Origin of the sequence: Sphingobium subterraneum (assembly GCF_014199435.1) — a bacterium.
Classification (GTDB): Bacteria; Pseudomonadota; Alphaproteobacteria; order Sphingomonadales; family Sphingomonadaceae; genus Sphingobium; species Sphingobium subterraneum.
On record NZ_JACIJP010000001.1, the window covers coordinates 290,212 to 316,895 of the forward strand.

Annotated in this window: 27 protein-coding genes and 2 tRNA genes; 7 read left to right on the plus strand and 22 right to left on the minus strand. The window is 64.6% G+C overall.

Annotated elements, in window-relative coordinates:
- Position 1: 1 nt before the first annotated feature.
- Together FHS92_RS01410 and FHS92_RS01415 are read right to left on the minus strand one after the other, a co-directional pair.
- Positions 2-925: a septal ring lytic transglycosylase RlpA family protein gene (locus tag FHS92_RS01410; RefSeq protein WP_184076842.1), complete on the minus strand. Its 924-nt coding sequence runs from the start codon at positions 923-925 to the stop codon at positions 2-4.
- Entirely contained in the window at positions 909-1,952 is a 1,044-nt protein-coding gene (locus tag FHS92_RS01415) for a lytic murein transglycosylase (RefSeq protein WP_184078670.1), read from the minus strand. The genes FHS92_RS01410 and FHS92_RS01415 overlap by 17 nt, the downstream gene beginning before the upstream one ends.
- A 195-nt stretch (positions 1,953-2,147) precedes the next feature.
- Here FHS92_RS01415 and FHS92_RS01420 point away from each other — a divergent pair.
- Positions 2,148-2,237 (plus strand) — tRNA-Ser (locus FHS92_RS01420).
- 5 nt (positions 2,238-2,242) lie between these two features.
- Here the strand turns inward: FHS92_RS01420 and FHS92_RS01425 are convergent.
- From FHS92_RS01425 to FHS92_RS01460, 9 genes are all read right to left on the minus strand, one after another.
- Positions 2,243-3,895, minus strand: a complete 1,653-nt coding sequence (locus FHS92_RS01425; protein WP_184076844.1) for a cation:proton antiporter domain-containing protein — start codon at positions 3,893-3,895, stop codon at positions 2,243-2,245.
- Between the two features lie 153 nt (positions 3,896-4,048).
- On the minus strand, positions 4,049-7,282 hold the full coding sequence (locus FHS92_RS01430; protein ID WP_184076846.1) for an error-prone DNA polymerase: 3,234 nt from the start codon (positions 7,280-7,282) through the stop codon (positions 4,049-4,051).
- Positions 7,279-8,838, minus strand: a complete 1,560-nt coding sequence (locus FHS92_RS01435) for a Y-family DNA polymerase (RefSeq protein WP_343056619.1) — start codon at positions 8,836-8,838, stop codon at positions 7,279-7,281. Before FHS92_RS01435 ends, FHS92_RS01430 begins: the two co-directional genes overlap by 4 nt.
- Positions 8,738-9,373 (minus strand): ImuA family protein, encoded by a 636-nt coding sequence (locus FHS92_RS18625; RefSeq protein ID WP_343056620.1) that lies wholly within the window; start codon positions 9,371-9,373, stop codon positions 8,738-8,740. Before FHS92_RS18625 ends, FHS92_RS01435 begins: the two co-directional genes overlap by 101 nt.
- Before the next feature lie 230 nt (positions 9,374-9,603).
- A tRNA-Arg gene (locus tag FHS92_RS01440) sits at positions 9,604-9,680 on the minus strand.
- A 90-nt stretch (positions 9,681-9,770) separates the two neighbouring features.
- Positions 9,771-10,262, minus strand: coding sequence for a DUF1178 family protein (locus FHS92_RS01445; protein WP_184076850.1), 492 nt, complete (start codon positions 10,260-10,262; stop codon positions 9,771-9,773).
- Positions 10,259-11,089, minus strand: coding sequence for a carbon-nitrogen hydrolase family protein (locus FHS92_RS01450; RefSeq protein WP_184076852.1), 831 nt, complete (start codon positions 11,087-11,089; stop codon positions 10,259-10,261). Before FHS92_RS01450 ends, FHS92_RS01445 begins: the two co-directional genes overlap by 4 nt.
- A 10-nt stretch (positions 11,090-11,099) precedes the next feature.
- Positions 11,100-11,357 (minus strand): glutaredoxin 3, encoded by a 258-nt coding sequence (gene grxC, locus FHS92_RS01455; protein ID WP_184076854.1) that lies wholly within the window; start codon positions 11,355-11,357, stop codon positions 11,100-11,102.
- Between the two features lie 50 nt (positions 11,358-11,407).
- Positions 11,408-12,178 (minus strand): ComF family protein, encoded by a 771-nt coding sequence (locus tag FHS92_RS01460; RefSeq protein ID WP_184078672.1) that lies wholly within the window; start codon positions 12,176-12,178, stop codon positions 11,408-11,410.
- A 43-nt stretch (positions 12,179-12,221) separates the two neighbouring features.
- On the opposite strand from FHS92_RS01460, the gene FHS92_RS01465 reads away from it, so the two are divergent.
- Complete coding sequence (locus tag FHS92_RS01465) at positions 12,222-13,085, plus strand: class I SAM-dependent methyltransferase (RefSeq protein ID WP_184076856.1); 864 nt, start codon at positions 12,222-12,224, stop codon at positions 13,083-13,085.
- Here the strand turns inward: FHS92_RS01465 and FHS92_RS01470 are convergent.
- A complete protein-coding gene (locus tag FHS92_RS01470) occupies positions 13,082-13,498 on the minus strand; it encodes a (deoxy)nucleoside triphosphate pyrophosphohydrolase (protein ID WP_184076858.1) in 417 nt (138 codons plus the stop codon). The two genes, FHS92_RS01465 and FHS92_RS01470, sit on opposite strands and share 4 nt — an antisense overlap.
- Before the next feature lie 60 nt (positions 13,499-13,558).
- Between FHS92_RS01470 and FHS92_RS01475 the strand changes: the two genes are divergently transcribed.
- Together FHS92_RS01475 and FHS92_RS01480 are read left to right on the plus strand one after the other, a co-directional pair.
- Entirely contained in the window at positions 13,559-13,750 is a 192-nt protein-coding gene (locus tag FHS92_RS01475; RefSeq protein ID WP_425506215.1) for a Flp family type IVb pilin, read from the plus strand.
- A gap of 122 nt (positions 13,751-13,872) precedes the next feature.
- The gene (locus FHS92_RS01480; protein ID WP_184076862.1) at positions 13,873-14,031 is read left to right on the plus strand and encodes a Flp family type IVb pilin; all 159 of its coding nucleotides are present in this window, start codon (positions 13,873-13,875) and stop codon (positions 14,029-14,031) included.
- A gap of 63 nt (positions 14,032-14,094) precedes the next feature.
- Here FHS92_RS01480 and FHS92_RS01485 read toward each other — a convergent pair whose 3' ends face one another.
- The 5 genes from FHS92_RS01485 to FHS92_RS01505 all read right to left on the minus strand — a co-directional run bounded on the left by FHS92_RS01485 (position 14,095) and on the right by FHS92_RS01505 (position 19,550).
- Positions 14,095-15,567, minus strand: coding sequence for a M48 family metalloprotease (locus tag FHS92_RS01485; RefSeq protein ID WP_425506216.1), 1,473 nt, complete (start codon positions 15,565-15,567; stop codon positions 14,095-14,097).
- A 74-nt stretch (positions 15,568-15,641) separates the two neighbouring features.
- Positions 15,642-16,586 carry an acetyl-CoA carboxylase carboxyltransferase subunit alpha gene (locus FHS92_RS01490; protein WP_184076864.1) on the minus strand — a complete coding sequence of 315 codons (945 nt, stop codon included), beginning with the start codon at positions 16,584-16,586 and terminating at the stop codon, positions 15,642-15,644.
- A 9-nt stretch (positions 16,587-16,595) separates the two neighbouring features.
- Positions 16,596-17,519: a tyrosine recombinase gene (locus FHS92_RS01495; RefSeq protein WP_184076866.1), complete on the minus strand. Its 924-nt coding sequence runs from the start codon at positions 17,517-17,519 to the stop codon at positions 16,596-16,598.
- A gap of 3 nt (positions 17,520-17,522) precedes the next feature.
- The gene (locus FHS92_RS01500; RefSeq protein ID WP_184076868.1) at positions 17,523-19,352 is read right to left on the minus strand and encodes a hypothetical protein; all 1,830 of its coding nucleotides are present in this window, start codon (positions 19,350-19,352) and stop codon (positions 17,523-17,525) included.
- 9 nt (positions 19,353-19,361) lie between these two features.
- Entirely contained in the window at positions 19,362-19,550 is a 189-nt protein-coding gene (locus FHS92_RS01505; protein WP_184076870.1) for a hypothetical protein, read from the minus strand.
- Between the two features lie 106 nt (positions 19,551-19,656).
- Between FHS92_RS01505 and FHS92_RS01510 the strand changes: the two genes are divergently transcribed.
- Positions 19,657-20,226 carry a shikimate kinase gene (locus FHS92_RS01510; RefSeq protein WP_184078676.1) on the plus strand — a complete coding sequence of 190 codons (570 nt, stop codon included), beginning with the start codon at positions 19,657-19,659 and terminating at the stop codon, positions 20,224-20,226.
- Positions 20,223-21,335 (plus strand): 3-dehydroquinate synthase, encoded by a 1,113-nt coding sequence (gene aroB / locus FHS92_RS01515; RefSeq protein ID WP_184076872.1) that lies wholly within the window; start codon positions 20,223-20,225, stop codon positions 21,333-21,335. The genes FHS92_RS01510 and aroB overlap by 4 nt, the downstream gene beginning before the upstream one ends.
- Positions 21,336-21,339: 4 nt before the next feature.
- Here the strand turns inward: aroB and FHS92_RS01520 are convergent, their stop codons facing one another.
- Genes FHS92_RS01520 through radA form a run of 5 tightly spaced genes read right to left on the minus strand, consistent with a single transcriptional unit; the run spans position 21,340 to position 25,865 of the window.
- Positions 21,340-21,666, minus strand: coding sequence for a DUF423 domain-containing protein (locus FHS92_RS01520; protein WP_184076874.1), 327 nt, complete (start codon positions 21,664-21,666; stop codon positions 21,340-21,342).
- Entirely contained in the window at positions 21,666-23,459 is a 1,794-nt protein-coding gene (locus FHS92_RS01525; RefSeq protein WP_184076876.1) for a cation:proton antiporter domain-containing protein, read from the minus strand. Before FHS92_RS01525 ends, FHS92_RS01520 begins: the two co-directional genes overlap by 1 nt.
- Positions 23,459-23,899, minus strand: coding sequence for an iron-sulfur cluster assembly scaffold protein (locus FHS92_RS01530; RefSeq protein WP_184076878.1), 441 nt, complete (start codon positions 23,897-23,899; stop codon positions 23,459-23,461). Before FHS92_RS01530 ends, FHS92_RS01525 begins: the two co-directional genes overlap by 1 nt.
- Positions 23,900-23,952: 53 nt before the next feature.
- Positions 23,953-24,480, minus strand: a complete 528-nt coding sequence (locus FHS92_RS01535; RefSeq protein WP_184076880.1) for a CvpA family protein — start codon at positions 24,478-24,480, stop codon at positions 23,953-23,955.
- An 11-nt stretch (positions 24,481-24,491) separates the two neighbouring features.
- The gene (gene radA / locus FHS92_RS01540; RefSeq protein ID WP_184076882.1) at positions 24,492-25,865 is read right to left on the minus strand and encodes a DNA repair protein RadA; all 1,374 of its coding nucleotides are present in this window, start codon (positions 25,863-25,865) and stop codon (positions 24,492-24,494) included.
- A 113-nt stretch (positions 25,866-25,978) separates the two neighbouring features.
- Between radA and FHS92_RS01545 the strand changes: the two genes are divergently transcribed.
- Positions 25,979-26,683 (plus strand): endonuclease/exonuclease/phosphatase family protein, encoded by a 705-nt coding sequence (locus FHS92_RS01545; RefSeq protein WP_184076884.1) that lies wholly within the window; start codon positions 25,979-25,981, stop codon positions 26,681-26,683.
- The last annotated feature ends 1 nt before the right edge of the window (position 26,684 follow it).

The following is a 26,684-nucleotide window of genomic DNA, read 5'->3' on the forward strand; positions in this document are numbered from 1 at the left end:
GCTATTCGTTTACCATGATACGCGCGCCGGGAAAGCCGGACGCGGCGGCGCGCTTTACGCCTTCGGCCGCTGCGGCTTCGCTGGGATAAGGGCCGTAGCGGACCCGCCAGAGCGCGCCGGATGGCGATGCGGTAGCGCCGATACGTTTTGCCGCCGCTGCGGCCCGTTCGCGCGAGGAGAAAGCGGCGGCCTGTACGACATAGGAGATCCCGGCCTGCGGGACGGCTGGTTTGGGCAATGCAACAGGTTTCGGCGCAACGGACGCCTGAGCTTTGGGCGGAACGAGCGCGACCACGGGCGCGGGAGGCAGGCTGCCCGGTGCTGCCTGCAGCTTGCTGCGCAGGGCAACAAGCAAAGGCGCGGGCGTTTCGAGTCTTTCAGCCGCCCTGCCTCCGGCGCGCAATGTCGCCCGTTCCTGATCCGGTGGATTGACGCGGCGCACGCGCACGGCGGCGGCCCCGCCACCCGCAATCCCCAGTTGCTCCGCCGCCCCGCGCGACAGGTCGATCAGCCGATCGTTGGAAAAGGGACCGCGATCGTTCAATCGCACCAGGATTGTCCGCCCGTTGTCGAGCGCCGTCACCTCCACATAGCTTGGCAGCGGCAGGGTCTTGTGCGCGCCGCTGATGCCGCCGGGGTTGAAGCGCTCACCATTGGCCGTCGCGTTGCCGCCGACTTCCTCGCCATACCAGCTCGCATAACCGACCTCGTCGTAGCTGGGCGGATCGGCGGGCGTGTAGGTAACGCTCCCAACCTGATAGGGATTGCCGATCTTGACGGGTAAGTCCTGCACCACGGCACGGGGTGGAGATGGACGTGCGGCGGGCGGCGGCCCGGCTTCCCGCTTTCCCACGATCCCGCTACAGGACCCCAGCGCCAGCGCCGCTCCCCCGAGCAGTGCTATAGTCCTAATCGTCGACAGCATCCGCCAATAGCCCCACCGATAGCCCGTAGAAGTTCGAACAATTATAATCGAGGATCGCCCGATAATTACTGGTTAACAGATAGGCGGTTTTTCCCGGCCCGTCCGGTTCGAGCAGCGTGGCGAAGGCCGTATCCGCGATGGCGGACGGCCCCATCGGCATCACGCCCCGCGCACGCCATTCGGCGATGGTCAGCCAGCGGCTATGCCGCTCGAACACGCGGGGACAGCGGGCGGGCACCGTATGATTGGCGACGCTCGTGCGATCGAAGGAAGCCGGAACACTCGCCGCAACGCCCCAGGGCTGGCCCTTGCGCCACCCGGCGTCGACGAAATAATTGGCGATGGACGCAAGCGCATCGGCCTGGCTGGTCCATATGTCGATCTTCCCATCGCCATCCCCATCCCGCGCCACGCGCAAATAGACGGAGGGCAGGAACTGCGGATAGCCGGTCGCCCCGGCCCAGCTCCCCACCAGCCGCTCACGGGGCACGCCATTATCGAGCATTTTCAATGCAGCGAGAAACTCCGGCTCGAACAGATCGCGCCTCCGCCCTTCGTAGGCCAAAGTCGCGAGCGAGCGCAGCAGGTCGAAAGTGCCGGTATAGCTGCCGTAGCTCGTTTCATGGCCGAAGATTGCGACCATGATGCTTTCCGGAACGCCTGTCTGCTGCTCGATCTGCATCAGTTGCGCGCGGCTGGCGCCATAAACCCGCCGTCCCCCCGCAATGATCGCGGTGTTGATGTGCTGGCGGCGATACGGCTCGAAATCCGGGATCGGCGAATCGATCGGTCCACCGGGCTGCGCCTGATCGAGCTGGACCACGCGGGGATTGGGGGTGAGCGTGGGGAAGACCCGGTCAATCGTCGCGCCGCTGATCCCCATCGCCTGCGCGCGCGGGCGCAAACCGGCAAGATAGGACTGGAACGCTGCGTCGGGAACGAATGCGGCAACAGGAGGCGCGGCCGTAGTCGCCGAATCGGCCTGCGCGAGAGCCGCGCTAACGCCGATCGAAGCCGATCCCGGCATCAGCGAAAGCAAGGCGATCGAAAGGGCGGAAAGCGAGGGACGAAAGCGGATCATACGCGCAGTGTGGCACAGTCTCCGCCAAAGGTGAATCCCTCTTTCGCCCCGTCTTTGGCGCGCTCTGTCGGCCTGCAAAGAAATGCTTGGGTTTCCCCGCACTCGCCGATATGAAGACCGCGCTCCGCACGCGCGGGCAGCGGACAGGTGGCCGAGTGGTTTAAGGCAGCGGTCTTGAAAACCGCCGTGGGTGGAAGCTCACCGTGGGTTCGAATCCCACCCTGTCCGCCATACCCTCACCCCACCCTCAGCTGCGCCGCGAGCGCCAGCATACGGTCGGCGATTTCGCGTTCGCCCAGCACCACATTGTGGGCGCCATGGGCTTTCAGGTGGCGGACTTCTGCGTCGGAATGTGCCCGCGCGATCACGGCGAGGTCGGGATTGAGGCGACGCGCATGTTCGGCGATGCCGCCCGCCTCGAACCCTTCCGGGATAGCGATGATCAGCTTGCGGGCGGCGCGGATGCCTGCTTTTTCGAGGATGACGGGGTCAGCTGCGTTGCCGACGACAACGACATACCCGTCCGCTTTCGCCTGCCGCGCGATGTCGTCCTGATCCTCCACGATGACGATGGCGCGCCCGGCCTCGCGCGTTCCGGCGGCGACGAGCCGCCCGACCGCGCCATAGCCGATCACGACCAGATGCTCGCGGCGTTCGGCCTCGCGCTCGACCTCCACGGCGGCGGCGCGTGCCGCATCGACATGACGGGCCTTGTCGAGCGATCCGGCCGCGACGGCGAAGATCACCGGGTTGGCGAGGATCGAGATAATCGCGCCGCCCAGGATCAGGTCGCGCGCTTCTGGAGGAATAAGGCCAAGGCCCGTGCCGAGGCTGGCAAGGATGAACGAGAACTCGCCGATCTGCGCCAGGCTGGCCGAGACGATCAGCGCCGTGCGGTTGGGGTGGCCGAAAACGCGAACGATGATGAACGCAACGATGGACTTGCCGAACAGGATTATCGCGACGGTCCCTAGCAACGGCCAGGGCTGTTCGATCACGACGTGCGGGTTGAAGAGCATGCCGACCGAGACGAAGAACAGCACGGCAAAGGCGTCGCGCAGCGGGAGTGTTTCTTCGGCGGCGCGGCGGCTTAGCGGCGTTTCGCCCAGGATCATGCCCGCGAAGAACGCGCCGAGCGCGAAGGACACATCGAAGATGAACGAGGCCCCGAAAGCCACGCCCAGCGCAACGGCCAGCACGGCGAGGCGGAACAGCTCCCGCGAACCGGAATGCGCCGCCCAGTGGAGCAATGCGGGGATGAGCCGCTTCCCGATCAGCAGCATCACGACCACGAAGCCGACGACCTTGAGCAGCGCCTCACCCAGCGTGTAGGCGATGTCGCCGGTCGAAACAGCGCCGCCCTTCATGATGCTGGCGAGCACCGGCAACAGCACGATGGCAATGACCATGACGAGATCTTCGACGATCAGCCAGCCGATGGCGATGCGCCCCTGCTGTGTGTCGACCAGCTTGCGCCCCTGCAACGCCCGCAGCAAGACAACCGTGCTCGCGACCGAGAGCGCGAGGCCGAACACCAAGCCGGTTGCGAGTGTCCAACCCATTGCCAGCGCCAAGAGCGCGCCCATGGCGATCGCCGCCGCGATCTGCACGATCGCTCCGGGAACGGCGATGTTCTTGACGGACAGGAGATCGCGCAGCGAGAAATGCAGCCCGACGCCGAACATCAGCAGGATGACGCCCAGCTCGGCCAGTTCGTTGGCGAGGCCGCTATCGGCGACGAACCCCGGCGTGAACGGTCCGATGAGGACCCCTGCAAAGAGATACCCCACAAGCGGCGAAATTCGCAGCCGGTGCGCGAGCGCACCCATGGCAAATGCGACGACAAGCCCCGCGACGATGGTTCCTATGAGCGGGGTATGATGAGGCATGATTTCCTGTCGGTTGGCGGGATGAGGATCGAGCCTCTAGGAGGGAAAGCCGGACGGACCTGAACTGTTCCAATACCCGACTATAGGAAACTGGGCAAAATCAGCAATATGGCGGGAGTGGTTTGTCGACGGAGCCGCCGTCGTTTGATGGAATTAATGGAAATCCCGCGACGGCGGGATGATGCGTACATCGCGAGGATGACCGTGGGTGCGTGGTCGCTGGGGATGCAGCACTTCGTCGCCCCGACCGGCCGGGGACGGCATGCCGCCATGGGTTAGATGATCGAGCAGTGCCGTGCGATCGATGACCCTATCCGCCATCAGGTGCACAACCCCTTCCTTGCTTTTCTGGATAGTCCCTTCGATCATCATGAGGCGGGCAGACATGACCGCACGGCGCTGTCGCTCCATGTCGCGCGCCCACAGCAGGGCGTTGACGATGCCGCTCTCGTCCTCGATGGTGATGAACACGGCATTGCCCTTGCCCGGGCGCTGGCGGGTCAGCACGACGCCCGCCACCTTTACCTTGCGCCCATCCGGGGCGACGTTGGCAGCGGCGCAGGACAACGCCCCTTCCCTGTCGAGAACCCCGCGCAGGAACTGCATGGGATGCCCCTTGAGCGACAGGCGCGCGGTCTGATAATCCGTCACCACCTCTTCCGGCAGCGGCATGACTGGCAGGTTGGCGTCGGGCTCCTGCGCCATTTCCGGGGCATCCAGCGCCGCGAACAACGGAAGCTGCCCCGGCGGCATGCGCCGCACGTTCCACCCGGCCTTGCGGCGGCTCTGCCCGAGCGAACCGAACGCATCCGCATCAGCGAGCAGGCGCAGCGCGCGGGGCGGCAGCGCGGCTCTGTGGGCGACTTCTTCGATGCTCGCGAAAAGGCTCCTGCCCCGGACCGCGACCAGCGCTTCCGCCCATTCTTCGCGAAATCCGTCGAGCCGCGAAAAACCGAGGCGGATGGCGAGAGCGCCGGTTTCCGTTCTCTCCAGCCCACTGTCCCACAGGCTCGCGTTCACATCCACCGCGCGCACGTCCACCCCGTGGGCACGCACGTCCTGCACCAGTTGCGCGGGAGCGTAGAACCCCATGGGCTGACTGTTGAGCAAGGCGCAGGTAAACACCGCCGGGTGGCGGCATTTCAGCCACGAAGACACATAGGCCAGCCAGCCAAACGCCTGCGCATGGCTTTCGGGAAAGCCATATTCGCCAAAACCCTTGATCTGCGTGAAGCAGCGCTCGGCGAACTCGGGATCGTAGCCCCGCACGACCATGCCCTCGATCATCTGCTGCTGATAGCGGTGAATGGTGCCATGGTTGCGAAACGTCGCCATCGCCCGGCGCAAACCATCGGCCTGCGCGGGCGTGAAACCGGCGGCGGTGATCGCGAGCTTCATCGCCTGTTCCTGGAACAGCGGCACACCCAGCGTCTTTTCCAGCACGTTGCGCAGCTCGTTGGGATCATGGGGGGGAGCGGGCGCCGGATATTCCACCGCCTCTTCCTTGTTGCGCCGTCGCAAATAGGGGTGAACCATGCCGCCCTGAATGGGGCCAGGGCGGACGATCGCGACCTGAATGACGAGATCGTAAAGGCGATCGGGTTTCATGCGTGGCAGCATGGCGATCTGTGCCCGGCTTTCGACCTGGAAGGTGCCGATGCTGTCGCCGCGTTGGAGCATCCGGTACACAGCCGGATCTTCCAGTGGCACATTCTGGAGCGTGAAATCGCCGATCCCCTGCGTGCGCAGCAGGTCGAAACTCTTGCGGATGCACGTCAGCATGCCGAGCGCCAGAATATCGACCTTCATCAACCCCAGCGCATCGATATCGTTCTTGTCCCATTCGATAAAAGTCCGGTCGGGCATGGCGGCGTTGTGGATCGGCACCAGTTCGTCCAGCCGCCCTTCGGTCAGCACGAACCCGCCGACATGCTGAGACAAATGACGGGGAAAGCACAGCAATTGATCCACCAGCGCCTTCAGCCGTGCAATTTCCGGATTGTCGATGGTGAAGCCCGCCTCTTCCACCCGGCTTTCCGGTACGTCATCGCCCCAATTGCCCCAGATGGTGGAGGCGAGCCGCGCCGTCACATCCTCGGTCAACCCCAGCGCCTTGCCGACTTCGCGGATTGTGCTGCGCGGCCGATAGTGGATGACGGTTGCGGCGATGCCTGCCCGCTCGCGGCCATAACGCGCATAGATATACTGCATGATCTCCTCGCGTCGTTCATGCTCGAAATCCACATCGATATCGGGCGGCTCGTTGCGCTGTTCGGACAAAAAACGGGAGAAGAGCAGCTTTTCGCGTACCGGATCGATCGGTGTGATGCCGAGGAAGTAGCAGACCAGCGAATTGGCCGCGCTGCCCCGCCCCTGACACAGTATCGGGGGATCGAGGCTGCGAGCATGGTAGACAATGTCGTGAACGGTGAGGAAATAATAAGCATAATTCCGCATGCCGATCAGGGTGAATTCCTCCTCCAGGACCGCTTCATATGGTGCGGGCAATCCCTTCGGGAAGAAGGCGCGAGCCCCTTCGCGCACAAGATGCTCCAGCCACGCCTGCGGCTCCCACCCTTCCGGCACCGGTTCATGCGGATATTCATAATGCAGATCGTCGAGCGTGAATGTGATCCGGGACAGCAATTCGGTCGTCGCGGTGATCGCTTCAGGGCAAGCGGCGAACAGGCGCGCCATTTCGGCAGGAGGCTTGAGGTAGCGTTCCGCGTTGGCCAGCAGGCGGCGACCGGCGGCCTGAATGGTGACCCCTTCACGGATGCAGGTCATCACGTCGTGTAGCGGACGAGACTCCGGCGTGGTGTAGAGCGCATCGTTGGTGGCGATCAGCGGTACGCCGGTCTCCACCGAGAGTGCCTGTGCCTGTGCCAGTCGCCGCGCATCCGCACCGGTGCGATTCATGGCAACGGCGAGCCAGACCGCGCCGGGGCAGGCCTCCGCGAGGTTGTGGAGCACATCCCGGTCCTGTCCTGTCACGATCAGCAACAGATCGTCGGCATAGGTGAGCAGGTCGGGCAAATGCAGGATGCAGTCGCCCTTTTCGGCCCGGCGGTTGCCCAGCGTCAGCAAGCGCGTCAGCCGCCCCCAGCCATGGCGCGACACGGGATAGGCGATAATGTCCGGCGTCGCATCGGCAAAGACCAGCCGCGCCCCCACGATCAGGCGAAATCCGCTCGCCATCCCGCCCAGCTCCCGCCACGCGACATGCGCCCGCACCACGCCCGCCACCGTGTTGCGATCCGCGATACCGATGCCCGCCATGCCCAGCGCATGGGCATGCTCCACCATATCCGCCGGATGCGATGCTCCACGCAGGAAGCTATAGTTCGTCGCCGCGACCCATTCCGCAAAAGGAGGTGGCGCGTTCATGCGAACAGGCCATGGAGATACCAGCGCGGATCCGGCTTTTCGTCATAGAGGCCGTGACGAAAAATCCAGAAGCGCCGTCCGCGCACATCCTCTACCCGGTAATAGTCGCGGGTAAGGCCGGCCCCGCCCGGATACTCGCCCCCCTTGCGCCGCCACCATTCCCCGGCGATCCGCTCCGGTCCTTCATACAGGCGCACCTCATGCAATGTACGTCGCCAACGGAAACGATGGGGCGGACCGTCGGGAACCTGCGCGATCACCTCCACGGGCTGGGGCGGGTCGAACAGGAACAGCGGACGCATGGGCGGTTCGTCTGCGGGGGCCGCGGGCCAGGGGATCGGGGCCGGGGTGCGTATGGCGGGAAGGGCAAGCTGCGCCTGCTCGGGGATATGATTGTCCTGCGGTGCGAGGCGAACCAGACTTTCCGCCCCCAGCCGGGTGCTGAGCCGGTCGATCAGCGCGGCGAGTGCATGTTCGTCTTCCCCGGCATCGCCAACCAGCGCGGGCTGGGCGGCCGTCAGCGGTTCTGTGGACAGGATGGCAAGAAGTATGCTGTCATAGCCGAACCCCGGATCGAGTGGATCGGTCAGCGTTTCGATCCGTTCATCGAACAGACGGAGGACGAGCGCCGGATCGCGGGTGGGGAGGCCCGTTTCGATGGCGAGATGCCTCCGGACGCCATCGCTGCGGCACAAGGTCAACCGGAAATGCCGTCCGCCCAGATCCTTTTCTTCCAGAATGAGCCTTGCCTCGTTCAGGAGTTCGAGGAAGCAGGCGGCCACGGCGTCGCTATGGCCTATCGGTTCGGCAAAGCGCCGCTCGAACCGGTAGGATACTGGTGGCGGCAGGGGATTGAGAGGGGACTGCTCCTCTTCCAGCAGGCAGCGCAGCGCGGTGACGGCCCCCATGCCGAAGCGCCCGGCAATGGTCGCCGCCGGTCGCCGAGCAACATCGCCCACGGTTTTCAGCCCCGCCCGCAGGAGCGCCTGCGTCGCGTCCGCCTCCAGTCCCAGCGCCGCAACCGGCAGGGCGCGCAGTGCGGAGGCCTCGTCTGCAACCGGCAAAGGCGCATAGCGAGCCAGCGCCTGCGCCGCCTCGGCCGTGGCAGAAGCGGCACAGCGGATCGTCATGCCACGCGCGGTCATTTCATCCTCGACCGCCGCCATCAGCCCCTCTTCCCCGCCAAAAAGATGCGCGCAGCCAGAGATGTCGATGACGATGCCGTCAGGCGGCGCGACTGCGGTCAGCGGGGACCATCGGACACAGTGCCGCCCCAGACGATCGAGCCAGTGCCGGTCCGCCGCAGGATCCATGTCCGCCACGATCAGCTCGGGCAGGCGCACCCGGGCATCCGCCAGCGTCAGCCCCGCCGTCACGCCGAGAGCCAGCGCCCGTGCGTCGACCGCGCCCAGCCGCAGCGCCCCCCGCACCTTTTCCACCAGCGCGAGCGGGGCATCAGGCCGCGTGTCTGGCTCCTCCTTCCGCAGCCGGTCTGCGGGCAGGAACGGAAACCACAGCGCCAGAATGCGTCGCTTCGCGGAAAATACTTCGTTCACGGTCCCACTCCAGTCGCCAGCGCCCGCCCGCCGAGCCGCCGCGCTGGCGTAACAATTCGATATCGAAGGCTGGCAGGCCGGGCGCATTGCCGGGCAAGGCACAGGAAGGCGCGGCAGCAACCTGCCAGCGGGTCTGCGCGGCGCTCGGCACCGGCTGCGCATCGACGCGCAGCAGAAACAGGGGCACACCCGATTTTTCGGCGGCAAGGGCGAGGCGGCGGCTGGCGGTCAGGTCCAGCTCGCGTATTCTGCCCCAGCTTTCCACCACCACCGCGCCCAAGGCGGGGCAGCGCACGCCTTCCAATGCGGCGTGAAGCAGCGCCTTGTCATCGGCGAGCAGGGCAAACAGACAGGCGCCCGGCGATCCCCCCAATTCCGCCCATCCACTGGCCTGAAGTATACCGCCCCGCCTTGCCGCGTGGCGTGGCCGCAGCCACAGGATTGTCCGACCCGCCGCCATGGGAAGAGCCAGCCCTATGACAAAGCCCGCGACCGCCGATGCGTCATCGGTTTCGCGCGCGTAAAATTCGTGCACGCACCCCGGTGCCAGCCCTCCGGTAAGGACCGTCTCCAGCGGCAGAACGCGACGGGCGCATGCCCTCAAGCGCTGAGGGAGCGCCGTATGACGGATAGGAGCAAGAGCGAATCGCATTTGTTCACTCTATGTTCTTATTGGGTGTGGGATCAAGATGTGATCTCACATTCCTTCCTGAGGCACAGGCGGACGGCCAGGACTGTGCCTGCAATTTTCCGATTGTTGGGGAATGGTGCACCCGACTGGATTCGAACCAGTGGCCTTTGCCTTCGGAGGGCAACGCTCTATCCAGCTGAGCTACGGGTGCCTGCGCTGCGAGCGACTAGCATGGGGCGAGCGGCCATGCCAGACGTTTTTGCGGCAATGATGTGAAGATGGCTTTCCGTTCGTGCGGCTGTCAGTTGGCAGCGCGCGGCGGCACGACGGGAAGCAAAAGCGGTGCCACTTCGACCCCTTCGTCCATCAGGGCACGGGCTTCCTGCGCGTCCACTTCACCATGAATGAGCGCCGCATCACGCTCGCCATAATGCATGGCGCGCGCCTGTTCCGCGAAGTCGCGGCCGACCCACTGGCTGTTTTCCAGCATTGCAGTCTGCGCTTTCGCCAGCTTGGTTAGCATCTCACGCATCTTTTCAGGCGGGATCTCGGCATTGGCGACCTGCGTGGCGGGTGTCGGCTCCGTCTCTGAGATCACGGGAAGCCGTTCGGAGCGCTGATTGCCTTTTACGGGAACGGCGGGCGCCATTACGGCCTTGCCAATGTCCGCATCACCACACAGGGGGCAGACGAGCAATCCCCGCTCCCTTTGTCCTTCATAATCGGCGCTCGATCCGAACCAGGCTTCGAACACATGCCCGCCTTGTGCGCATTTAAGATCGAACACGATCATGACAGGATCACCGGATCGGGCAATGCGCGGCGGTGAGCCAGCACGGGAATGCGGGCACGTACATCGTCTACACGCGCGAGGTCGATCTCCGCAAAGGCAAGGTCGGGAGCGGAGTCCATATCCAGCAAAACATCCCCCCACGGATCGATGACAAGGCTGTGCCCATAGGTCTCCCGCCCGTCCTCATGCCGCCCGACCTGTGCGGGCGCAATCACAAACGCCCCGGCCTCGATCGCGCGCGCGCGCAACAGCGTATGCCAATGCGCTTTCCCTGTCGGAATGGTGAAGGCTGCGGGGACAAGCAGAACGGTTGCTCCCGCGTCGCTCAACGCCCGATACAGGTCAGGAAAGCGCAGGTCGTAGCAGATGGTGAGGCCGAACCGCGCCCAAGGCGTGTCCACCGCGACCACCGCCTCACCCGGACCGTAAACGGCTGACTCCCGCCAGCTTTCCCCGCTCGGCAGATCGACATCGAACAGATGGACCTTGTCGTAGCGGGCGCGGATGGCGCCGCTGGAATCGATCACGAAGCTGCGGTTGACCCAGCGCCCGTCGCTGCGCTCGTCCCGCAGGCCAAGCGAGCCGAGATGCACCCACAGGCCATGTCGGGCGGCTTCTTCCCGAATACGGGCGAGCACGATATCGTCCGCCTCGCTCCGCAGCGTTGCAGCGGCGCGTTGACGGTCGCGGTCGAGATAACCCACCATCTCCGGAGTGAACAGTATATCCGCGCCGCCCAACGCTGCGTCCGCAACAGCCCTAGCGATCCGGTCCGCATTCGCGGTCGGATCGATGCCGCTCGTCATCTGTAACAGGGCTGCGCGCAATATCCTGCTCTCAATCACCTACCAGAGCGTCGAGTTGGCCCGCGCGTTCCAGCTCGATCAGCCGATCGCTGCCACCAATATGCTTTCCATCAATGAAGATTTGCGGGACGGTGGATCCGCCGTTGGCCCGTTCCAGCATTTCAGTGCGCTTTGGCCCACCCATGGTGATGTCATACTCATCATAGGCAATGCCCTTTTCATCGAGCAGCGCCTTCGCGCGCGCGCAGTAACCGCAAAAGGCCTTCGTATAGATCTCGACATGCGCCATGGTGGCTTAACTCCTTGTTGACAGTGACATCGGGAGCCACGCGCGGTTTGTCAACGCCCCGGCCCCTCCCATTCGTGAGTATGCTCGGCAAGAACGCGCGCCCAGCAAATGAGATGCACGCTCCGCGCTCCCGCCTTTTGCAAGGTGCGTACGCACTCCTGTGCAGTCGATCCGGTCGTATGGATGTCGTCGATCAGGACCACCGACCTACCCCGGATGGACGCAGAGCGGCGCGGGTCGACGGAAAAGGCGCCCCGCACCGTTTTTGCGCGCTGGACGGGGCTCATCTGGCGCAGCGGCCGGGTTGGGCGGCTGCGTACGAGCACAAGCTTGTCGACCGGGAGGCCGGTGCGGCGGGCGAGATCGTCGGCAATCAGAGCCGACTGGTTGAACCCCCGCGACCACAGGCGCCAGCGGTGCAAGGGAACCGGAATGATCACGCGCGGGGCGTCCTCGCCCTCGGGCAGCAGGCGGGCCATATGCTTTCCCATCAGGCGCGCCAGCCCGGTGCGCCGTCCATATTTGAGCCGCATGGCCACGGTACGTGCAACGTCTCCATAGGCCATGACCGCGCGGGCACTGTCAAAGGCAGGCGGGCTCTCGATGCATGGGCCGCACAAGGCGCCCTCCCCCTCGTCCCATTCGAACGGCGCTCCACAGCACGCACAGCAGGGTGCGCCCAGCAGCCGCATGCCCTGCCAGCAGGAAAGGCAGAAACTATGGTCTTCCTGCACGATCGCGCCGCAACCCGGGCAGCGCGGCGGCAAAGCGTAATCGACCAACGGACGCGCGATGCGGACGAGGGTGGTGGCAAGCGTCATAAACCGCTTGTCGGGCGGTCGCAGCGCGGGCACAAGCCCCAAAATGCCGGACACTCCCGCCATCCCGCCCGTCATATTTGACCCTGTCCTGCGTCAGCAGCGTCGCGATCGAGCCGCCGCGTCCTTTCCCGACAGCGATTTTCTGTATCGCCACATGCTGGAAGGGCTGCTCGACCGGCTGGGCGACGTAAAGCGGGATTTTCAGGATGTACTGGTCGTCGGTTGCCCGGACAGCAGCGCCCGTGACGCCCTTGTCGCGATGGGCAAGCGCGTCACCTGCTGCGACCCTTCGGCCCGTAACGCTGCAGCGAACGATGGCGTGCACGCACAGGAAGACGCCCTGCCCTTTGCGGAAAACAGCTTCGATCTCATTCTTGCCTGCGGCACCCTCGATACCGTGAACGACCTTCCCGGCGCACTGGTCGTCATGCGCCGATGCCTGCGGCCCGACGGCCTGTTACTCGCGGCCTTTTGCGGGGCAGGCTCGCTGCCCGTCCTGCGCGCCACCTTGCTGGAGGCGGAAGGCGACCACGCCAGCGCCCGCATCCACCCACAGATCGATGTGCGCGCCGCTGGTGATCTGCTTGCGCGGACGGGCTATGCCATGCCGGTGGCGGACAGTGAGACACTCGACGTGCGCTATTCGTCGCTCGCCAGGTTATTGCGCGACCTGCGGGGTATGGGTGCGGGCAACATCCTGACGCGGCGGGGTGGACCGGTCCTGCGCGCCACACTCGGACGCGCGGCGACGATCTTTGCCGGGAGAGCAGAGTCGGATGGGCGTACGCGCGAGCGCTTCGCCACCCTGTATCTGAGCGGATGGAAACCGGATCCTTCGCAGGCGCAGCCCGCGCGAAGGGGCAGCGCGACGGTGTCGCTGGCCGCGGCGCTGGAACCGAAGCGCTAGATCAGCGCGTCCAGCAAACCAATCAACGGCAGGTCCGCGGGCGGCATCGGCAGCGTGTACATCTCCACCGGACGAACCCATTTCAGCGCGGAGGCATGACGCGGCTCGGCCACACCGCTCCACTTGCGGCACACATAGAGCAAAAGAAGGAGATGCTTGTCCCCGAGCGCTTCGCTGGCGAAGGCGGCCGGGGCAAGGCAATTTCCATATGTGGTGATACCCAGTTCCTCCTCCAGCTCGCGGACCAGCGCGGCTTCGGGTGTTTCGCCCGGCTCGATCTTGCCGCCGGGAAACTCCCACAGGCCCGGAAGCGACTTGCCCGGCGGGCGCTGCTGCAACAGCACGCGGCCGTCCGGATCGACAAGGGCCGCAGCGACGACTAGCAAGGGCTGCGATGGGGCAAGGTGAGGCATAAATATTTCTTTAACTGTCGACCCGGTATCCTTGCAACCATGATGGAACGGGACCGCATTATGCACATGTCATTAGGAAGGGTTGTTCATCAGCTCAAGCGTGTGCGTGTGTGCCAGCGCGCTGCCACGGCCGTGGAATATGGCCTGATCGTCAGCCTGATTGTCATCGCCATGATGACCGCACTCGGCACTGTTGCCGACAAGACAACGTCCATGTGGGGCAACGTCACAAACGCGGTTATCGCGCATTAACCTTCAATTCTTAATTTTCTGCCTCTCTTTTAAGAAGTTGGAAACCAGAAGCCCTTAAAAACGGATGCGCTGAGTTGGCCTTGCCAACAGGCCGGGAAGTTGAACGCGATAAGGAGATTATCATGAAGTATTTTCGTAACATGCTGAAGGACAGCAAGGGCGCGACCGCCATTGAATACGGCCTGATCGCCGCTCTGATCGCCGTCGCCGCTATCGGCGCGATGGGCACCGTCGGCAACAAGCTGAACAACACCTTCAACAACGTTTCGAACAAGCTCTAAGCTTTTTCGATCTGCTTTGTCTCAAGAGGCGGCGAGGAAACTCGCCGCCTTTTTTGTATCTGTTCAATAGGTCACGAGCTTGACCCGCTGCCCATTGGACAGCTTCGAGGACGCGGTAAGGCCGTTCAAAGTCAGAAAGCGTTCGGTCTTGAGATCATTATAGGCCATGCGCGCAGCGAGCGTCGCCACCGTGTCACCGGATTTGACCGTCACTACGGATATTTTGCGCGGCTGGATTGCGGCGGCCTCCTGGGTGGAAAGGCGGCGGAAGGATTGCACCATCGCGTTGAACGGCCCGACCCCCTGCCCCGCTGGCGCTAGCAAGACGAAGTGATAGGCGGTCTGCGGCCCCATTTCATAAGCGAAGATTGTTACGTCGACCTGTCCTGACTGGGTGTTCGCGCGGGCGGTAGAAAACGCGGCGGGTATGCCATTTACAGTCGTTCGGTTGACCGTGCCACCGCTGACGCTTCCATCCTTGGCCAGCGCGGCAAAGGCCGAGCGGACATAGGCGTCGAGATCGCCCGCATAAGCGGCGCCCGTAAATTGTGCCTGACCGCCCGATCCAGCGATGCTGACGGCGCTGGTGCCGTTCGACATGCCGTACCCCGTAGGAGCCGTAAAGCCGATCTTCAGCTCCGGATGCACGAATCGGGCACGATCGACGATCCCCTGCTGCGGATCATCGCCATACAGCACACCGTTCAGCGCATTGAGGAAGGGATCCCGGTTACGCAGCGTGTTGGCGGACCCGGTGGCCTTCGCGTTCTGCAACGCGCGAGCAACACGCGACGCAGGATCGGGGTGCGTGCTCGCCCATTCGGGCACGGTGCCGGACTGCCCTGACGCCCGCGAATCGAGGGCGCTTTGCGCCGCTAGCGAGGCGAGCATGCTCGACAAGGCCTTGGGATCATAGCCCGCCTTGGTCAGGTATCGAACGCCCAGATCATCCGCCTCATATTCCTGTGAGCGTGAAAATTTAAGAGTGAGAAGCTGGGCGCCGCTGCCGATCCCTTTCTGCAGCAGGCCGCCGATTGTCGAATCGCCAAGTACCGCGCCGGTCAGGACCTGAAGCAGGACGCCCCCGATCGCCGTGCGCGTTGCCGCCTTCTGGCGTCGCTGACTGTGCATCGCTGCGACATGGCCAACTTCATGGCCCAGAACACCGGCCATCTCCGCTTCGTCATTGCAGAGCGCCATCAACTGCCGCGTAATGTACACATAGCCGCCAGGGATCGCGAAGGCGTTGTTAACCGACGAGTTCAGCAGGGTGACGGTGAAATCGCTTTGCACATTCGACAGGCTCGACTGGCTGGCGATCTTGCGACCGACCGCCGTAACATAGGCCGCTTGCGGGCCTTTGTACGCACCGCCGAATTCATTGAGCAGTTCGGGATGGGCTTTCGCGCCTTCCGCTTTGTCCTTCGCGCTGATGGATGTTGCGAGTTGCAGCTCTTTGGGCTTGCCCGACACGACCGATCCGCATGCCGCCGCCAGAACCAACACTGCGCATACGCTGACGCGTTTGTTCATCATTCCGCTTCCTCCCACATTGTCAGCAGAACCGTATCAACGCCCTGGGGTTCCAGGGCCGTGCCATCTTTCGCGGATCAGCCGCCCATGGCAAGGAACTTTTCCGCACGACCATTGCGGAGGGCCTTGGCATCGAGCCGCGTGAGACTGTCCAGCTCCTCGGAAATTGCCTGACCCAACGCAGCAATGGCCCCCGCCGGGTCGCGGTGCGCACCGCCAGCGGGCTCGGGCACAATGCGATCGATGACGTTGAGGGCATTGAGGTCCTGCGCCGTCACTTGCATCGCGGCGGCGGCTTCGCTCGCCTTTTCGGCTGTGCGCCAGAGGATCGAGGCGCAACCTTCCGGTGAAATGACGGAGTAGACCGCGTGCTCGAACATCAGCACGCGGTTTGCCGCCGCCAGCGCAATCGCGCCGCCCGATCCGCCTTCCCCGACAATTGCCGCGACCATCGGCACGCCCAGCGCCAGACATTGCTCGGTCGAGCGGGCAATGGCTTCCGCCTGCCCCCGCTCTTCGGCCTGCACGCCGGGAAAGGCGCCCGATGTATCCACCAGTGTCACGACTGGCAGGCCAAAGCGATCCGCCAGTTCCATCAGGCGGATGGCCTTGCGGTAGCCCTCTGGTTTGCCCATCCCGAAATTGTGGCGCAGGCGCGATGCCGTGTCATCGCCTTTTTCATGACCGATGACCATGACGCGACGCTTGCCCAGCCGCGCGAATCCGCCGAGAATCGCCTGATCGTCTCCAAAGGCGCGATCACCCGCAAGGGGGATGAATTCCGAAAACAGGCCCGACACATAATGCTTGAAATGCGGACGATCCGGATGCCGGGCCACCTGCGTCTTCTGCCAAGGGGTCAGCTTCGCATAGGTATCGCGCAGCATCTTGTCCGAGCGCTGCTGCAGCTTGGCAATCTCCGCGTCGATATCCATTTCGCCCGATTGCGCGGTTTCGCGCAGTTCGGAAATGCGCGCTTCCAGAGCGGCGACCGGCTTTTCAAAATCGAGGAACGTAACCATGCCCTGGCGTTAGGACGCCCCGCGCTTCAGGTCAACGAGCGGATGACGGCTGTTGACCAGTTCGACGAGGCGAGCGCTGTCGACATGGGTATAGATCTGCGTCGTTCCGATGTCGGCATGACCCAGCATTGTCTGTAAGGCACGCAGATCCGCCCCGCCGCTCAGCAGATGAGTGGCAAAGGCATGGCGCAGCACATGCGGACTGACCCGTTCGGGTTGAATGCCGGCCGATGCGGCGAGCGCGCGCACCATCTGGAACAGGCGAACGCGGCTCACATGGCTCTTGCCCGAAGGGAAAAGCCAGGGGCTGTCCTTGGGGACATGAGCTCCCCAGCGGGCGACGGCCTGGCGCGCACGGTCCGAGATGGGGACGAGGCGTTCCCGCCCGCCCTTGCCCTTCAGGATCAGGAACGGTCTGTCTGGATGGACGGCATGGCGCGGTAGCGAGACCAGTTCGGTCGCGCGCAGGCCCGACCCATAAAGCAGTTCCACCAGCGCAAGCAGACGCAGGTCGAGCAGTGCGGGCGGCTCCTTGGTGGCGCGCTCTTCCAGCACCACGAACAGCGCGTCCACTTCCGTGAGAGTCAGGATCTTGGGCAGAGGTCGGCGTGTACCCGGACGTACCAGAGCCGTTGCCGGATTGTCGGCGCGGTGCCCCTCTTCCTCGAGAAAGGTGTAGAAGCGGCGGATGGCCGACAATTTGCGGGCCACGCTGGAGGGGGCAAGCGGTGCCCAGGCGTCCTGCAATTTCGCGAGTGCGGCCGTGTCGGCATCCGCCAGGCCTCCAACAATGGCCGATGCGGATTCAAGGTCGGTGCGATAGGCGATCAGCGTATTGCGCGCGACGCCCTGCTCGGCGGTCAGCATTTCGGCGAAGCGATCGATCAGGTCACGGTCGGAGCCGGTCGGCATAGCCTGCGCCCCGTCCGCCATCGTTCAGGTCCGCATGATCGCTTCGGCGGCGATCATGCGCGCTTCGGGATCGAGGCCGACGCGATGCAACGCGCTGACGATATGGTAGAGATGCTCGGCGGGCATGCGGCGCCAGTCGGTCACCTGCATCCCGATGGCCGCCAGCAGGGCAACGGTTCCCGGTTCTCCGCGCTGCGCGGCAGCGTCGATCGCCCGTTCCCACAACGAGCGCGGCTGGAGGCTGAACCCGTTGTCGGCGGCAAGCTGGGCGGCTTCCGCGCCGCCGATGCGCGCAAGACCGGCCAGCCCCGCAATCAGAAACTGCCCCTTGACCCCACGTCCCTCGGCATAGTTGCCTGCCCGCCCCGGCGTGATGTCCACCACCAGCCGTGGTGCGCCGACTGCCAGCATCGCCCAGCCATCGGCCGTCGCATCATCCTGGCCTGCGGCTACAGCGCGCGACCAGTTGGCGGCGTTATTGTCATAGCCCGCGCTCAGCATCGCGGCGACAAGCGCGTTGACATCGGCCGGGTCGGCATCGGCAACCGGCAGCGCGGCAGCGGCCCGCGCGGTCGCCAACAGACCCACGAAGTGTGCAGCCTCGCCCGAGCCGCCCCAGAGCTTGCGCATGGCTTCGACGCGGTCACCAATGGTGCCGCCTGCATAGGCCGCGCGCAACGCATCGGACCGATCACGGAACTCGTCAGGTGCGCTTTCGTCGGCGGCGAGCTGGCTGTAGAAATCGACCAGCGCACTGCTGGAGAACACGCCGAGACGCGCCGCCGCCTCGACTGCGGGCAAACGCGTGGGCAGCGAGAGCATCGGTGCGCTTGCCTGCCACGCGCGGACATGCGATCCGGCGCTGTTCATGAGCGCGGGCGGAATATCGACATTCATCGCCGTCGCAAGGCCGTAACGCCACGCGGTCAGTTGATCGACGCCGTCCCACTCGATCTTGACCGAGCGCCGGGAGTTGGCGCCCGCGCCTACGACCTTTTCCGTCAGGCGATAGTCGATGCCGGTCACGCGACCGCGCCGTTGGGCCTCGTTCAGGAGGGCGCTCGCGGTACCCTGGTCAGCGGAGAAGGACGCGCACATCGCGTGGGCCATCTGCCAGCTCGGCGATGTGCTGTCGGCGGCGGCGCGTTCGTAAAGCGGGCACAGGCCGGTGGGGTCGGCGCTGGCCAGATAGGTCTGCATCGCCACCGCGTAGAGGCGGGGCGTGAATTGGTCGTTGTCGACGCTCTGCACAACGAGGCGCGCGGCATCCGCCTCGCCCATGCGCACCAGCAGCCAAGCGCGCTCGGCGGCCCATTCCGCGCCGCCGATATCTCCGGGCGTGTCGGTCTGTGATAGCAGCACGCGGCGCAGCAGGATCGATCCCCAGCGCGAGACGAACGGTGCGCGGCTCACCCGCATCAGTGTCGCAAGGAACTGTCCGGACTGGCGGCCGAAACCATTGGCCGGGATGCCGCCGGTTGCAGGGGTCAACGGACCGATTCGATCGAGCGAACGCCGCGCGGTCTCCGGTAGATCGTATTTCGCCTGTTGTTCGGCCAGTTCTTCGGGAGTCAGCTCCTCGTCGTCCTCCGACTCTCCCGCCGCGTTGGTCGCCGGAGCAGGCGCGCCGGTGATCGCGCTCATGTCGAGCCTGAGATTGGGTGTCGCGCCGGGTGTGGTGGAAGCTGGACGTGGGGAGGAAGGGGTCGGTTCGGTCTGTGGAGCAGGGCTGCTATCAGGCTCGCCAAAGCCGGGGGGCAGCAACGAAGTAGGCGACTTCTGCGCGACGACCGGCAATGCGAGCCCCAATGCGGCGACGCCCAACGTCCAGCGAATTCGCGCACTCACTCGCATGACCGCCCCTTATTTGCCCAGTTTCTCGGCGGGAATGGCTTTCTCAACGCGGGTCTGCGGCTTTTCCCCGCCTCGCGACCACAGCAGCATCAGAAGCGCGATCACGACGACGATCACGGCAATGGGGATGATCGGCAGGCGCACCGAACTGCGACGGCGGGGAGAATCGAAAACGCTGCTGCTTCTCTTGATCTTCATGTCCAACGGTTTCCTGCGCGCACCCGGCGCGGCGATGGGGAGTTGCTCTTCCAGGGTAAGAACTCATTTTGACCCTGACACGGCTGGCTGTATAGCCGCGCGCAGCATGCAGGCAAACAGCAAATCCTCCGACGCGACCGACAATCGCCCGATCGTGCTCATCGGTATGATGGGCGTGGGCAAGTCTACCATTGGTCGTCGACTCGCCCTGCGCCTCCACCTTCCCTTCGTCGATGCCGACGAGGAGATCGAAAAGGCGGCGGGCATGACCATCAGCGATATCTTCGCCCGTTTCGGCGAGGAGAATTTTCGCGATGGCGAGCGGCGCGTCATCGCCCGCTTGCTCGAACAGGAGCGGCAGGTGATAGCGACGGGCGGCGGCGCTTTCATGAACGCAGAAACCCGCGCGCTGATCCTGGAACGCGGTATCGCGATCTGGCTGGATGCCGATATCAACGTTCTGGTCGAGCGGGTCGGACGTCGCGACACGCGTCCGATGCTTCAGGGCAAGGACGCACGCACCGTACTCACCGCCCTCGCTGAACAACGCAACCCCGTCTACGCGCTCGCGCCGGTGCACATCACTAGCAGCGCCACACCCCATGAAGTGACCGTAGATGCCATTATCCAGGCTCTTGCCTCGCCCGAATTTACCGTGAAAGCCGCTTCCTCATGACACTCATTCCCGTCGCGCTGGCGGACCGCAGCTATGACATTCTTGTGGAGGAAGGCGCGCTTGACCGGGCGGGCCAGCACCTCGCCCGGTTTGCGCGCACGGGCCGACTGGTCGTCGTGACCGACCAGAACGTCGCTGTGGCCCATCTGCCAAGGCTCGAAAGCAGCCTTGCGAGTGCCGGCGTGCGGGTGGAAGCGATCGTCCTTCCGGCCGGGGAGAGTACGAAAAGCTGGGAACATCTGGCCGCATTGACCGACCGGCTGCTGGCGCTGGAAGTGGAGCGCGCGGACCATATCATCGCGCTGGGCGGCGGGGTAATCGGCGATCTTGTGGGTTTTGCGGCATCGATCCTGAAGCGCGGCTGTTCGTTCGTGCAGGTGCCCACGACGTTGTTGGCGCAGGTCGACAGCTCGGTGGGCGGCAAGACCGCGATCAACACGCCAGCGGGCAAGAATCTCGTTGGTGCGTTCTATCAGCCCGCTTTCGTGCTGATCGACCCGACGAGCCTCGATACGCTGCCGCCGCGTGATGTTCGCGCTGGCTACGCGGAGGTGGTGAAATATGGCCTGATCGACGACTTCGCGTTCTTCGAATATTGCGAGGCGCATGGGGCCGAACTGCTCGCGGGAGACAGTGCGGCGCGCGCGCACGCGATTGTCACCAGCGTACGTGCCAAAGCCGCGATCGTGGGTGACGATGAGCGCGAGACGAGCGGACGGCGCGCGCTGCTCAACCTGGGGCATACCTTCGGCCATGCGCTGGAGGCGGAGATGGGCTTTTCCGACCGCCTTCTGCACGGGGAGGGTGTGGCGGCAGGCATGGCGCTGGCATTCCGCTATTCAACACGAATCGGTTTGTGTTCCGCGCAGGATAGCGAGAGGGTCGCCGCGCATCTGCGCGACGCCGGGCTCCCTCATGGGCTGGCGAGTGCAGGGATAGACGCGTCAGGTGCGGCCCTCGTCACGCATATGCTCCACGACAAGAAGATGGCTGCGGGCAAGCTCCCCTTCCTCTTGGCGCGCGGGATCGGGCAGACGTTCTTGGCAAAGGATGTCGACCTGGGCGACGTGGCTGCGTTTCTGGATGAGGAGCGGACGGCGGGGCGATAAGGCATCACGCCCGCCAGTAAAGCCATCCTGCCCAAAGCCACGCGGCGATCAGCGCCGAACCGCCGATCGGCGTAATCGCGCCCAGCCAGCGCGGACCACCCAGTGCCATCAGATACAGCGTCCCTGCGAAGATCAGCGCGCCGATGAGCATCAGCATGGCGGGACCGCGCGCCAAGGGCAAAACCACCAGCGCCGCAACCGCGTGAACAAGCTGATACATCCCGCCCGTGCGCAACCACTCCGCCGCCTGCGGGCCGCTCGCGCCATGGGCGCCGAATGCTCCAGCGGCAATGGCAAGCGCCGCGCTCAGGGCCGCTAACACACCGATCATTATGCGTCCTCCCCCGTATTTTCCCGCGAGCGCAGGACCATTTCGCGGCCTGGCCGGTACATCATATGCTTGCCCGCCATCAGGCCATGTTCCTGCTGCACGTCAAGCCTGGCCTTGTCGTTCTCGCGATATTGCTGTTCGACCTCGCCAATATCTTCATCGTCCACGCCCAGTTCCTTGAGCGCAAGGATCCCCATGGCAATGGCCGATTCGTGGACTTCGCGCATGACCCCGGCCAGTTCGAGGGGACGAAGACGCAGCAAATGACGCCGGTCAAACACCCGGACAAGGATTGCGGCTTGGGGGAACGCCTCCATCACCGGCTGCAACTGCGCGGCGTCCAGCGAGGGGTCGTCGATGCAAAAGACAATCAGTCGCGCCTCCTCTGCACCGGCCCGGCGGAGCAGATCGATGCGCGTTCCATCGCCATAATAGACTTTCGCCTCGAATTTGCTGGAAAGCTCGATTTGCGCGGGTTTGCGGTCGACAAGAGTCAACCGGAAGCCTTTGCCCATCAGCATTTGCGCGACCGTCTGGCCGAAGCGGCCATAGCCGATGATGATGGCGTCGCCCTGCTCGCTGTCTTCCGGTCCGTCGAGCTGTCCGGCACGCGGTTTGGCAAATTCGAGCCTTCGGGCGAACAGCATCAGGAACGGCGTCGTCGCCATCGAGAGAGTGACGACGGCGCTGAACAGGCTGGCGGCTTCCGGGCGGATGAGCAGCGCGTCGCGCGCCTGACCGAACAGGACGAAACCGAACTCGCCGCCCTGGCTCAGCAACAGACCCAGTGCGAGAGCCGGTTTACCGCCAAATCCGAATAGCCGAGCAAGGACCCAGACCACAGCCACTTTTACCGCCACCAGCGTCGCCGCCATGGTTAGGACGAACAGGGGATTGGCGAGCACGGCGTCGACATCCAGCACCATGCCTACCGCGAGGAAGAACAGTCCGAGCAGGATGGACCGGAATGGCTCGACGTCCGCCTCGATCTCGTGCCGATAGGGCGAATCAGCGAGGATCACGCCCGCGACAAACGCGCCCAGTGCGGTCGACAGGTGCAGACTGTGCATCAGCGCGGCGCTGGCGATGACCGTGAACAAGCCGACGACGACGAACAATTCCCGTTCGCCCAGCTTGCCGACGATGTGCAACACCGGGCGGAGCACGAAGCGTCCGGCGAGCACCAGCGCGGCAATCGCGGCGACGGTGTAAAGTGCCAGCATCCAGCCGGGCGGCCCGCCGACGTCGGCCGGATTGCGCGACAGTGCCGCGATGATGGTGATGAGCGGGACGATCGAGAGATCCTGGAACAGCAGGATCGAAAACGCCTTTTCCCCGAAAGGCGAGTTGATGCGCCCGCTGTTCTTCAATCCCGGCAGCACCTGCGCCGTGGACGACAAAGCGAGCGGCAGACCAAGCGCCAGCGCAGCCCCGCCGGTAAACGCGGTGCCGAAATAAAGGAGCGTCGACAAAACGAGCCCTGCCACCACGACCTGCGAGAGGCCCAGACCAAAGATGTCGCGCTTCAGCCGCCAGAGGCGTGCCGGATGCAGTTCCAGACCGACGATAAACATCAGCAGGACGATGCCGATCTCCGCGATGTCGAGTTTCGATTCGCCGCCGCCCACCAGCGCCAGCCCATGCGGGCCGACCAGCGCTCCCGCGATCAGGTAGCCGAGCACCGCACCCAGCCCGAGGCGGCGGAAAAGCAGCACGAAAACGGTCGCGAAACCCAGAAGGATAACGCCCTCGCTCAGGATCAGACTGGTGGCGGTGGGAGCAGCGTCCTGCATCAGGCAGCCGCACCCTGCGACCGGGCCAGACGAACCGCTTCGGCAACTGCATCGAACGCCAGCAGAATGGACGGATGGCGTGCCGGATAATCGCGGGCACGGGCAAGAACAGCAACGCCGGGCCAGAAGTCAGTATCGTCGCTCTCACCGAGCAGCAGGGCGCGCAGGCAACCGGCGGCCTTGTCGAGCGCGGCGCCATCGAGGCCCGGCGCGTGCCCCGCCATCAACGCGGCGGAAGCCTGTCCGAGCGCGCAGGCGCGCACTTCCATCCCCAGATCACCGAGCGCGCCATCTTCGCGAAGGCGCACGTCGACCGTCACCCGGCTGCCGCAGGTTGGCGAGCGGCGCTCGACGGTGGCGTCCGGCTGGGCAAGCCGATGATGGTGCGGGATGTTCGCCGCGAGACGCAGGATCTCGGAATTGTAAAGCGGCGCGGACATGTCTGTCAGTTAGGGGCTAAGGCCCGCAATGGAAAGGGCAAAGGCGCTCCGTCCTAATCGACGCTACTGGCCGCTAAGGGATCGGGCGTATTACGCTCGCGCACAAACTGGCTCATCGCGTCGCCACTCGCGCGGAGCAGCGGATAGCTGCGCGCCGATGTCATCCAGACGGGAAGATCCGCGTCGCGATTGCCGAACAATGTTCCGTAGGCAAGAGTGAAGGCAAGGAACACGAGCGTCATCCCGATCAGCCCCTTGAGCGCGCCGAAACCCGCGCCGAGCACCCGGTCGACCGGACCCAGCACCGAAGTCCGCATCCGATTGCCCGCGCGGCGGGCCAGCAGGCGTCCGCCGACATAAGCAACGCCGAACAGCAGCGCGAACGAAGCGATGGCGGCGGCGTTGCCCTGCCCCATCACCGTGCCGACAAGATCGCTGACCGGCGCAAGGAACAGGCGTACGGCGAACACCGCCAGTACCCAGGCCAACAGCGAAAGCACCTCCTGCACAAAACCACGCGAGAAGCCGAACAGCGCGCAGCCGCCCAGCACTAGAAGCATGACCATGTCGAGCGCACTCATGAGGTTGACCGCTACCCGCGCCCCAGCATCTGGTCAACATAGAGAGCGAGAGTGCGATAGCCCTCTACGCGCATGCCGCCGCTGTCCTTTTCCTGCGCCACATTCGCGGGTGTCATCGCCCGCTCGAATCCAAGCTTGGCCGATTCGCGCAAGCGCAGCGCCGAATGGGCGACGGGCCGGATTTCGCCCGACAACGCCAGTTCGCCGAAGTATACGGCGTTCGCCGGCACCGGTCGTTCCGACAACGCCGAAACCAGCGCCGCTGCCACCGCGAGATCGGCCGCTGGGTCGGAAATGCGGTAGCCCCCGGCAATGTTGAGATAGACCTCGCACGTTGCAAAGCTGAGCCCGCAGCGCGCCTCCAATACCGCCAGGATCATCGCAAGGCGACCGCTATCCCAGCCGACCACAGCGCGCCGGGGCGTTGCGCCACTCGCCAGCCGCACCGTCAGCGCCTGAATCTCCACCAACACCGGGCGTGTGCCTTCCAGCGCAGGGAACACCGTCGCGCCGGTCACATTCTCGTCGCGATGGGTGAGGAACAGCGCCGAGGGATTCTCGACCTCCTCCAGTCCCTGCTCCGCCATCGCGAACACGCCGATTTCATCGGTTCCCCCGAAGCGGTTCTTGATCGCACGCAAGATGCGATACTGATGACTGCGTTCCCCTTCGAAGCTCAGTACCGTGTCGACCATATGCTCCAGCACACGCGGTCCGGCGATGCTGCCGTCCTTCGTTACATGGCCGACGAGAACGACGGCGGTCCCGCGTTCCTTCGCAAAACGGATCAGTTCCTGCGCCGATGCGCGCACCTGACTGACCGTGCCAGGCGCACCTTCGATCAGGTCGCTGTGCATCGTCTGGATCGAATCGATGATGAGCAGCGCGGGCGGATCTCCCCTGCTCAAGGTTGTGAGAATATCGCGCACCGATGTCGCGCTGGCGAGCTGGACCGGCGCACTGCCCAGCCCCAGCCGCTGCGCCCGCAACCGGACCTGATCGGCCGCTTCCTCGCCGCTGATATAGGCGACATCCAGCCCGCGTAGCGCCATCCGCGCCGCGGCCTGAAGCAGCAGCGTCGACTTGCCGATGCCCGGATCACCGCCGATGAGTGTCGCTGATCCGGCCACCAGCCCGCCGCCCAGTGCGCGGTCCAGTTCGGCAATACCGGTGGTTTCACGCGGCGGCAGGGCTATGGCGCTGTCGAGACTGCTCAGTGCAAGCGCACGGCCCCCGCTGTGCAGATCGTGGCGTGCGGCGAAGACCGTGCCCCCCGATTCCTCGGCCAGCGTGTTCCAACCGCCGCAATCCTCGCATTGGCCCTGCCAACGGGGCGCGTCGGACCCGCACTGCTGACACACGAACTTCTTCTTGAGCTTGGCCATATCCTCCATTTACCGGGAACATAAACGGAACACCAGCGCTATTGAAGCGGTTTGGAACATTATTTTTGCAGCGCTGTGGAAACAGGGGCTTAACTGCGGCATTGCTACGGACGATGAACCGTTCCACTCTCCGTGTCGCCAGTTATAATATTCGCAAGGCCATCGGTACCGACCGCCGCCGTAACCCGGAACGCATTCTTGCCGTGCTGGCGGAGATCGATGCCGATGTCGTTGCCCTTCAGGAAGCGGACCGTCGCTTCGGATTGCGCGCCGCTGCGATTCCCCCCGCCTTGCTGGAGCATCACAGCGCCTATCGCGCGGTGCCCCTGAACCGAATGAACGACAGCATGGGCTGGCATGGCAACGCGGTGCTGGTGCGCAAAACCGCGCAGGTGACGGGATGCGAGGCGCTGCACATCCCCTGCCTGGAACCGCGCGGCGCGGTGATGGCGGAAGTCGAGCATGACGGCGTGGCCGTGCGCCTTTTCGGCATGCATCTCGATCTGTCTGGCCTGTGGCGGAGGCGGCAGGCGAGTGCGATTATCCATTCGGCGAGCCAATTGCCGCCGATGCCGACGCTGCTGATGGGCGACCTCAACGAATGGAGCGCGGCACGGGGATGCCTTGCCGATTTCGCGCGACATTACGCGTTCGCGGCGTGCGGACGCAGTTACCACGCCAGTCGCCCGATCGCGCAACTCGACCGGATCATGCACAGCAGCGAGCTAACCCTGGTCGACTGCGGCGTCCATGCCAGCCCGACAGCGCGCCATGCGTCCGATCACCTGCCGGTCTGGGCCGACTTCACGCTGAAATGAG

What these genes read in the sequence shown, in the direction of transcription:
- FHS92_RS01410 (WP_184076842.1), bottom strand. Translation starts at nt 925, where the DNA reads ATGCTGTCGACGATTAGGACTATAGCACTGCTCGGGGGAGCGGCGCTG.
- FHS92_RS01415 (WP_184078670.1), bottom strand. Translation starts at nt 1,952, where the DNA reads ATGCCGGGATCGGCTTCGATCGGCGTTAGCGCGGCTCTCGCGCAGGCC.
- FHS92_RS01425 (WP_184076844.1), bottom strand. Translation starts at nt 3,895, where the DNA reads ATGCCTCATCATACCCCGCTCATAGGAACCATCGTCGCGGGGCTTGTC.
- FHS92_RS01430 (WP_184076846.1), bottom strand. Translation starts at nt 7,282, where the DNA reads ATGAACGCGCCACCTCCTTTTGCGGAATGGGTCGCGGCGACGAACTAT.
- FHS92_RS01445 (WP_184076850.1), bottom strand. Translation starts at nt 10,262, where the DNA reads ATGATCGTGTTCGATCTTAAATGCGCACAAGGCGGGCATGTGTTCGAA.
- grxC (WP_184076854.1), bottom strand. Translation starts at nt 11,357, where the DNA reads ATGGCGCATGTCGAGATCTATACGAAGGCCTTTTGCGGTTACTGCGCG.
- FHS92_RS01460 (WP_184078672.1), bottom strand. Translation starts at nt 12,178, where the DNA reads ATGACGCTTGCCACCACCCTCGTCCGCATCGCGCGTCCGTTGGTCGAT.
- FHS92_RS01465 (WP_184076856.1), top strand. Translation starts at nt 12,222, where the DNA reads ATGCCGGACACTCCCGCCATCCCGCCCGTCATATTTGACCCTGTCCTG.
- FHS92_RS01470 (WP_184076858.1), bottom strand. Translation starts at nt 13,498, where the DNA reads ATGCCTCACCTTGCCCCATCGCAGCCCTTGCTAGTCGTCGCTGCGGCC.
- FHS92_RS01475 (WP_425506215.1), top strand. Translation starts at nt 13,559, where the DNA reads ATGCACATGTCATTAGGAAGGGTTGTTCATCAGCTCAAGCGTGTGCGT.
- FHS92_RS01480 (WP_184076862.1), top strand. Translation starts at nt 13,873, where the DNA reads ATGAAGTATTTTCGTAACATGCTGAAGGACAGCAAGGGCGCGACCGCC.
- FHS92_RS01485 (WP_425506216.1), bottom strand. Translation starts at nt 15,567, where the DNA reads ATGATGAACAAACGCGTCAGCGTATGCGCAGTGTTGGTTCTGGCGGCG.
- FHS92_RS01490 (WP_184076864.1), bottom strand. Translation starts at nt 16,586, where the DNA reads ATGGTTACGTTCCTCGATTTTGAAAAGCCGGTCGCCGCTCTGGAAGCG.
- FHS92_RS01495 (WP_184076866.1), bottom strand. Translation starts at nt 17,519, where the DNA reads ATGGCGGACGGGGCGCAGGCTATGCCGACCGGCTCCGACCGTGACCTG.
- FHS92_RS01500 (WP_184076868.1), bottom strand. Translation starts at nt 19,352, where the DNA reads ATGCGAGTGAGTGCGCGAATTCGCTGGACGTTGGGCGTCGCCGCATTG.
- FHS92_RS01505 (WP_184076870.1), bottom strand. Translation starts at nt 19,550, where the DNA reads ATGAAGATCAAGAGAAGCAGCAGCGTTTTCGATTCTCCCCGCCGTCGC.
- FHS92_RS01510 (WP_184078676.1), top strand. Translation starts at nt 19,657, where the DNA reads ATGCAGGCAAACAGCAAATCCTCCGACGCGACCGACAATCGCCCGATC.
- aroB (WP_184076872.1), top strand. Translation starts at nt 20,223, where the DNA reads ATGACACTCATTCCCGTCGCGCTGGCGGACCGCAGCTATGACATTCTT.
- FHS92_RS01520 (WP_184076874.1), bottom strand. Translation starts at nt 21,666, where the DNA reads ATGATCGGTGTGTTAGCGGCCCTGAGCGCGGCGCTTGCCATTGCCGCT.
- FHS92_RS01525 (WP_184076876.1), bottom strand. Translation starts at nt 23,459, where the DNA reads ATGCAGGACGCTGCTCCCACCGCCACCAGTCTGATCCTGAGCGAGGGC.
- FHS92_RS01530 (WP_184076878.1), bottom strand. Translation starts at nt 23,899, where the DNA reads ATGTCCGCGCCGCTTTACAATTCCGAGATCCTGCGTCTCGCGGCGAAC.
- FHS92_RS01535 (WP_184076880.1), bottom strand. Translation starts at nt 24,480, where the DNA reads ATGAGTGCGCTCGACATGGTCATGCTTCTAGTGCTGGGCGGCTGCGCG.
- radA (WP_184076882.1), bottom strand. Translation starts at nt 25,865, where the DNA reads ATGGCCAAGCTCAAGAAGAAGTTCGTGTGTCAGCAGTGCGGGTCCGAC.
- FHS92_RS01545 (WP_184076884.1), top strand. Translation starts at nt 25,979, where the DNA reads ATGAACCGTTCCACTCTCCGTGTCGCCAGTTATAATATTCGCAAGGCC.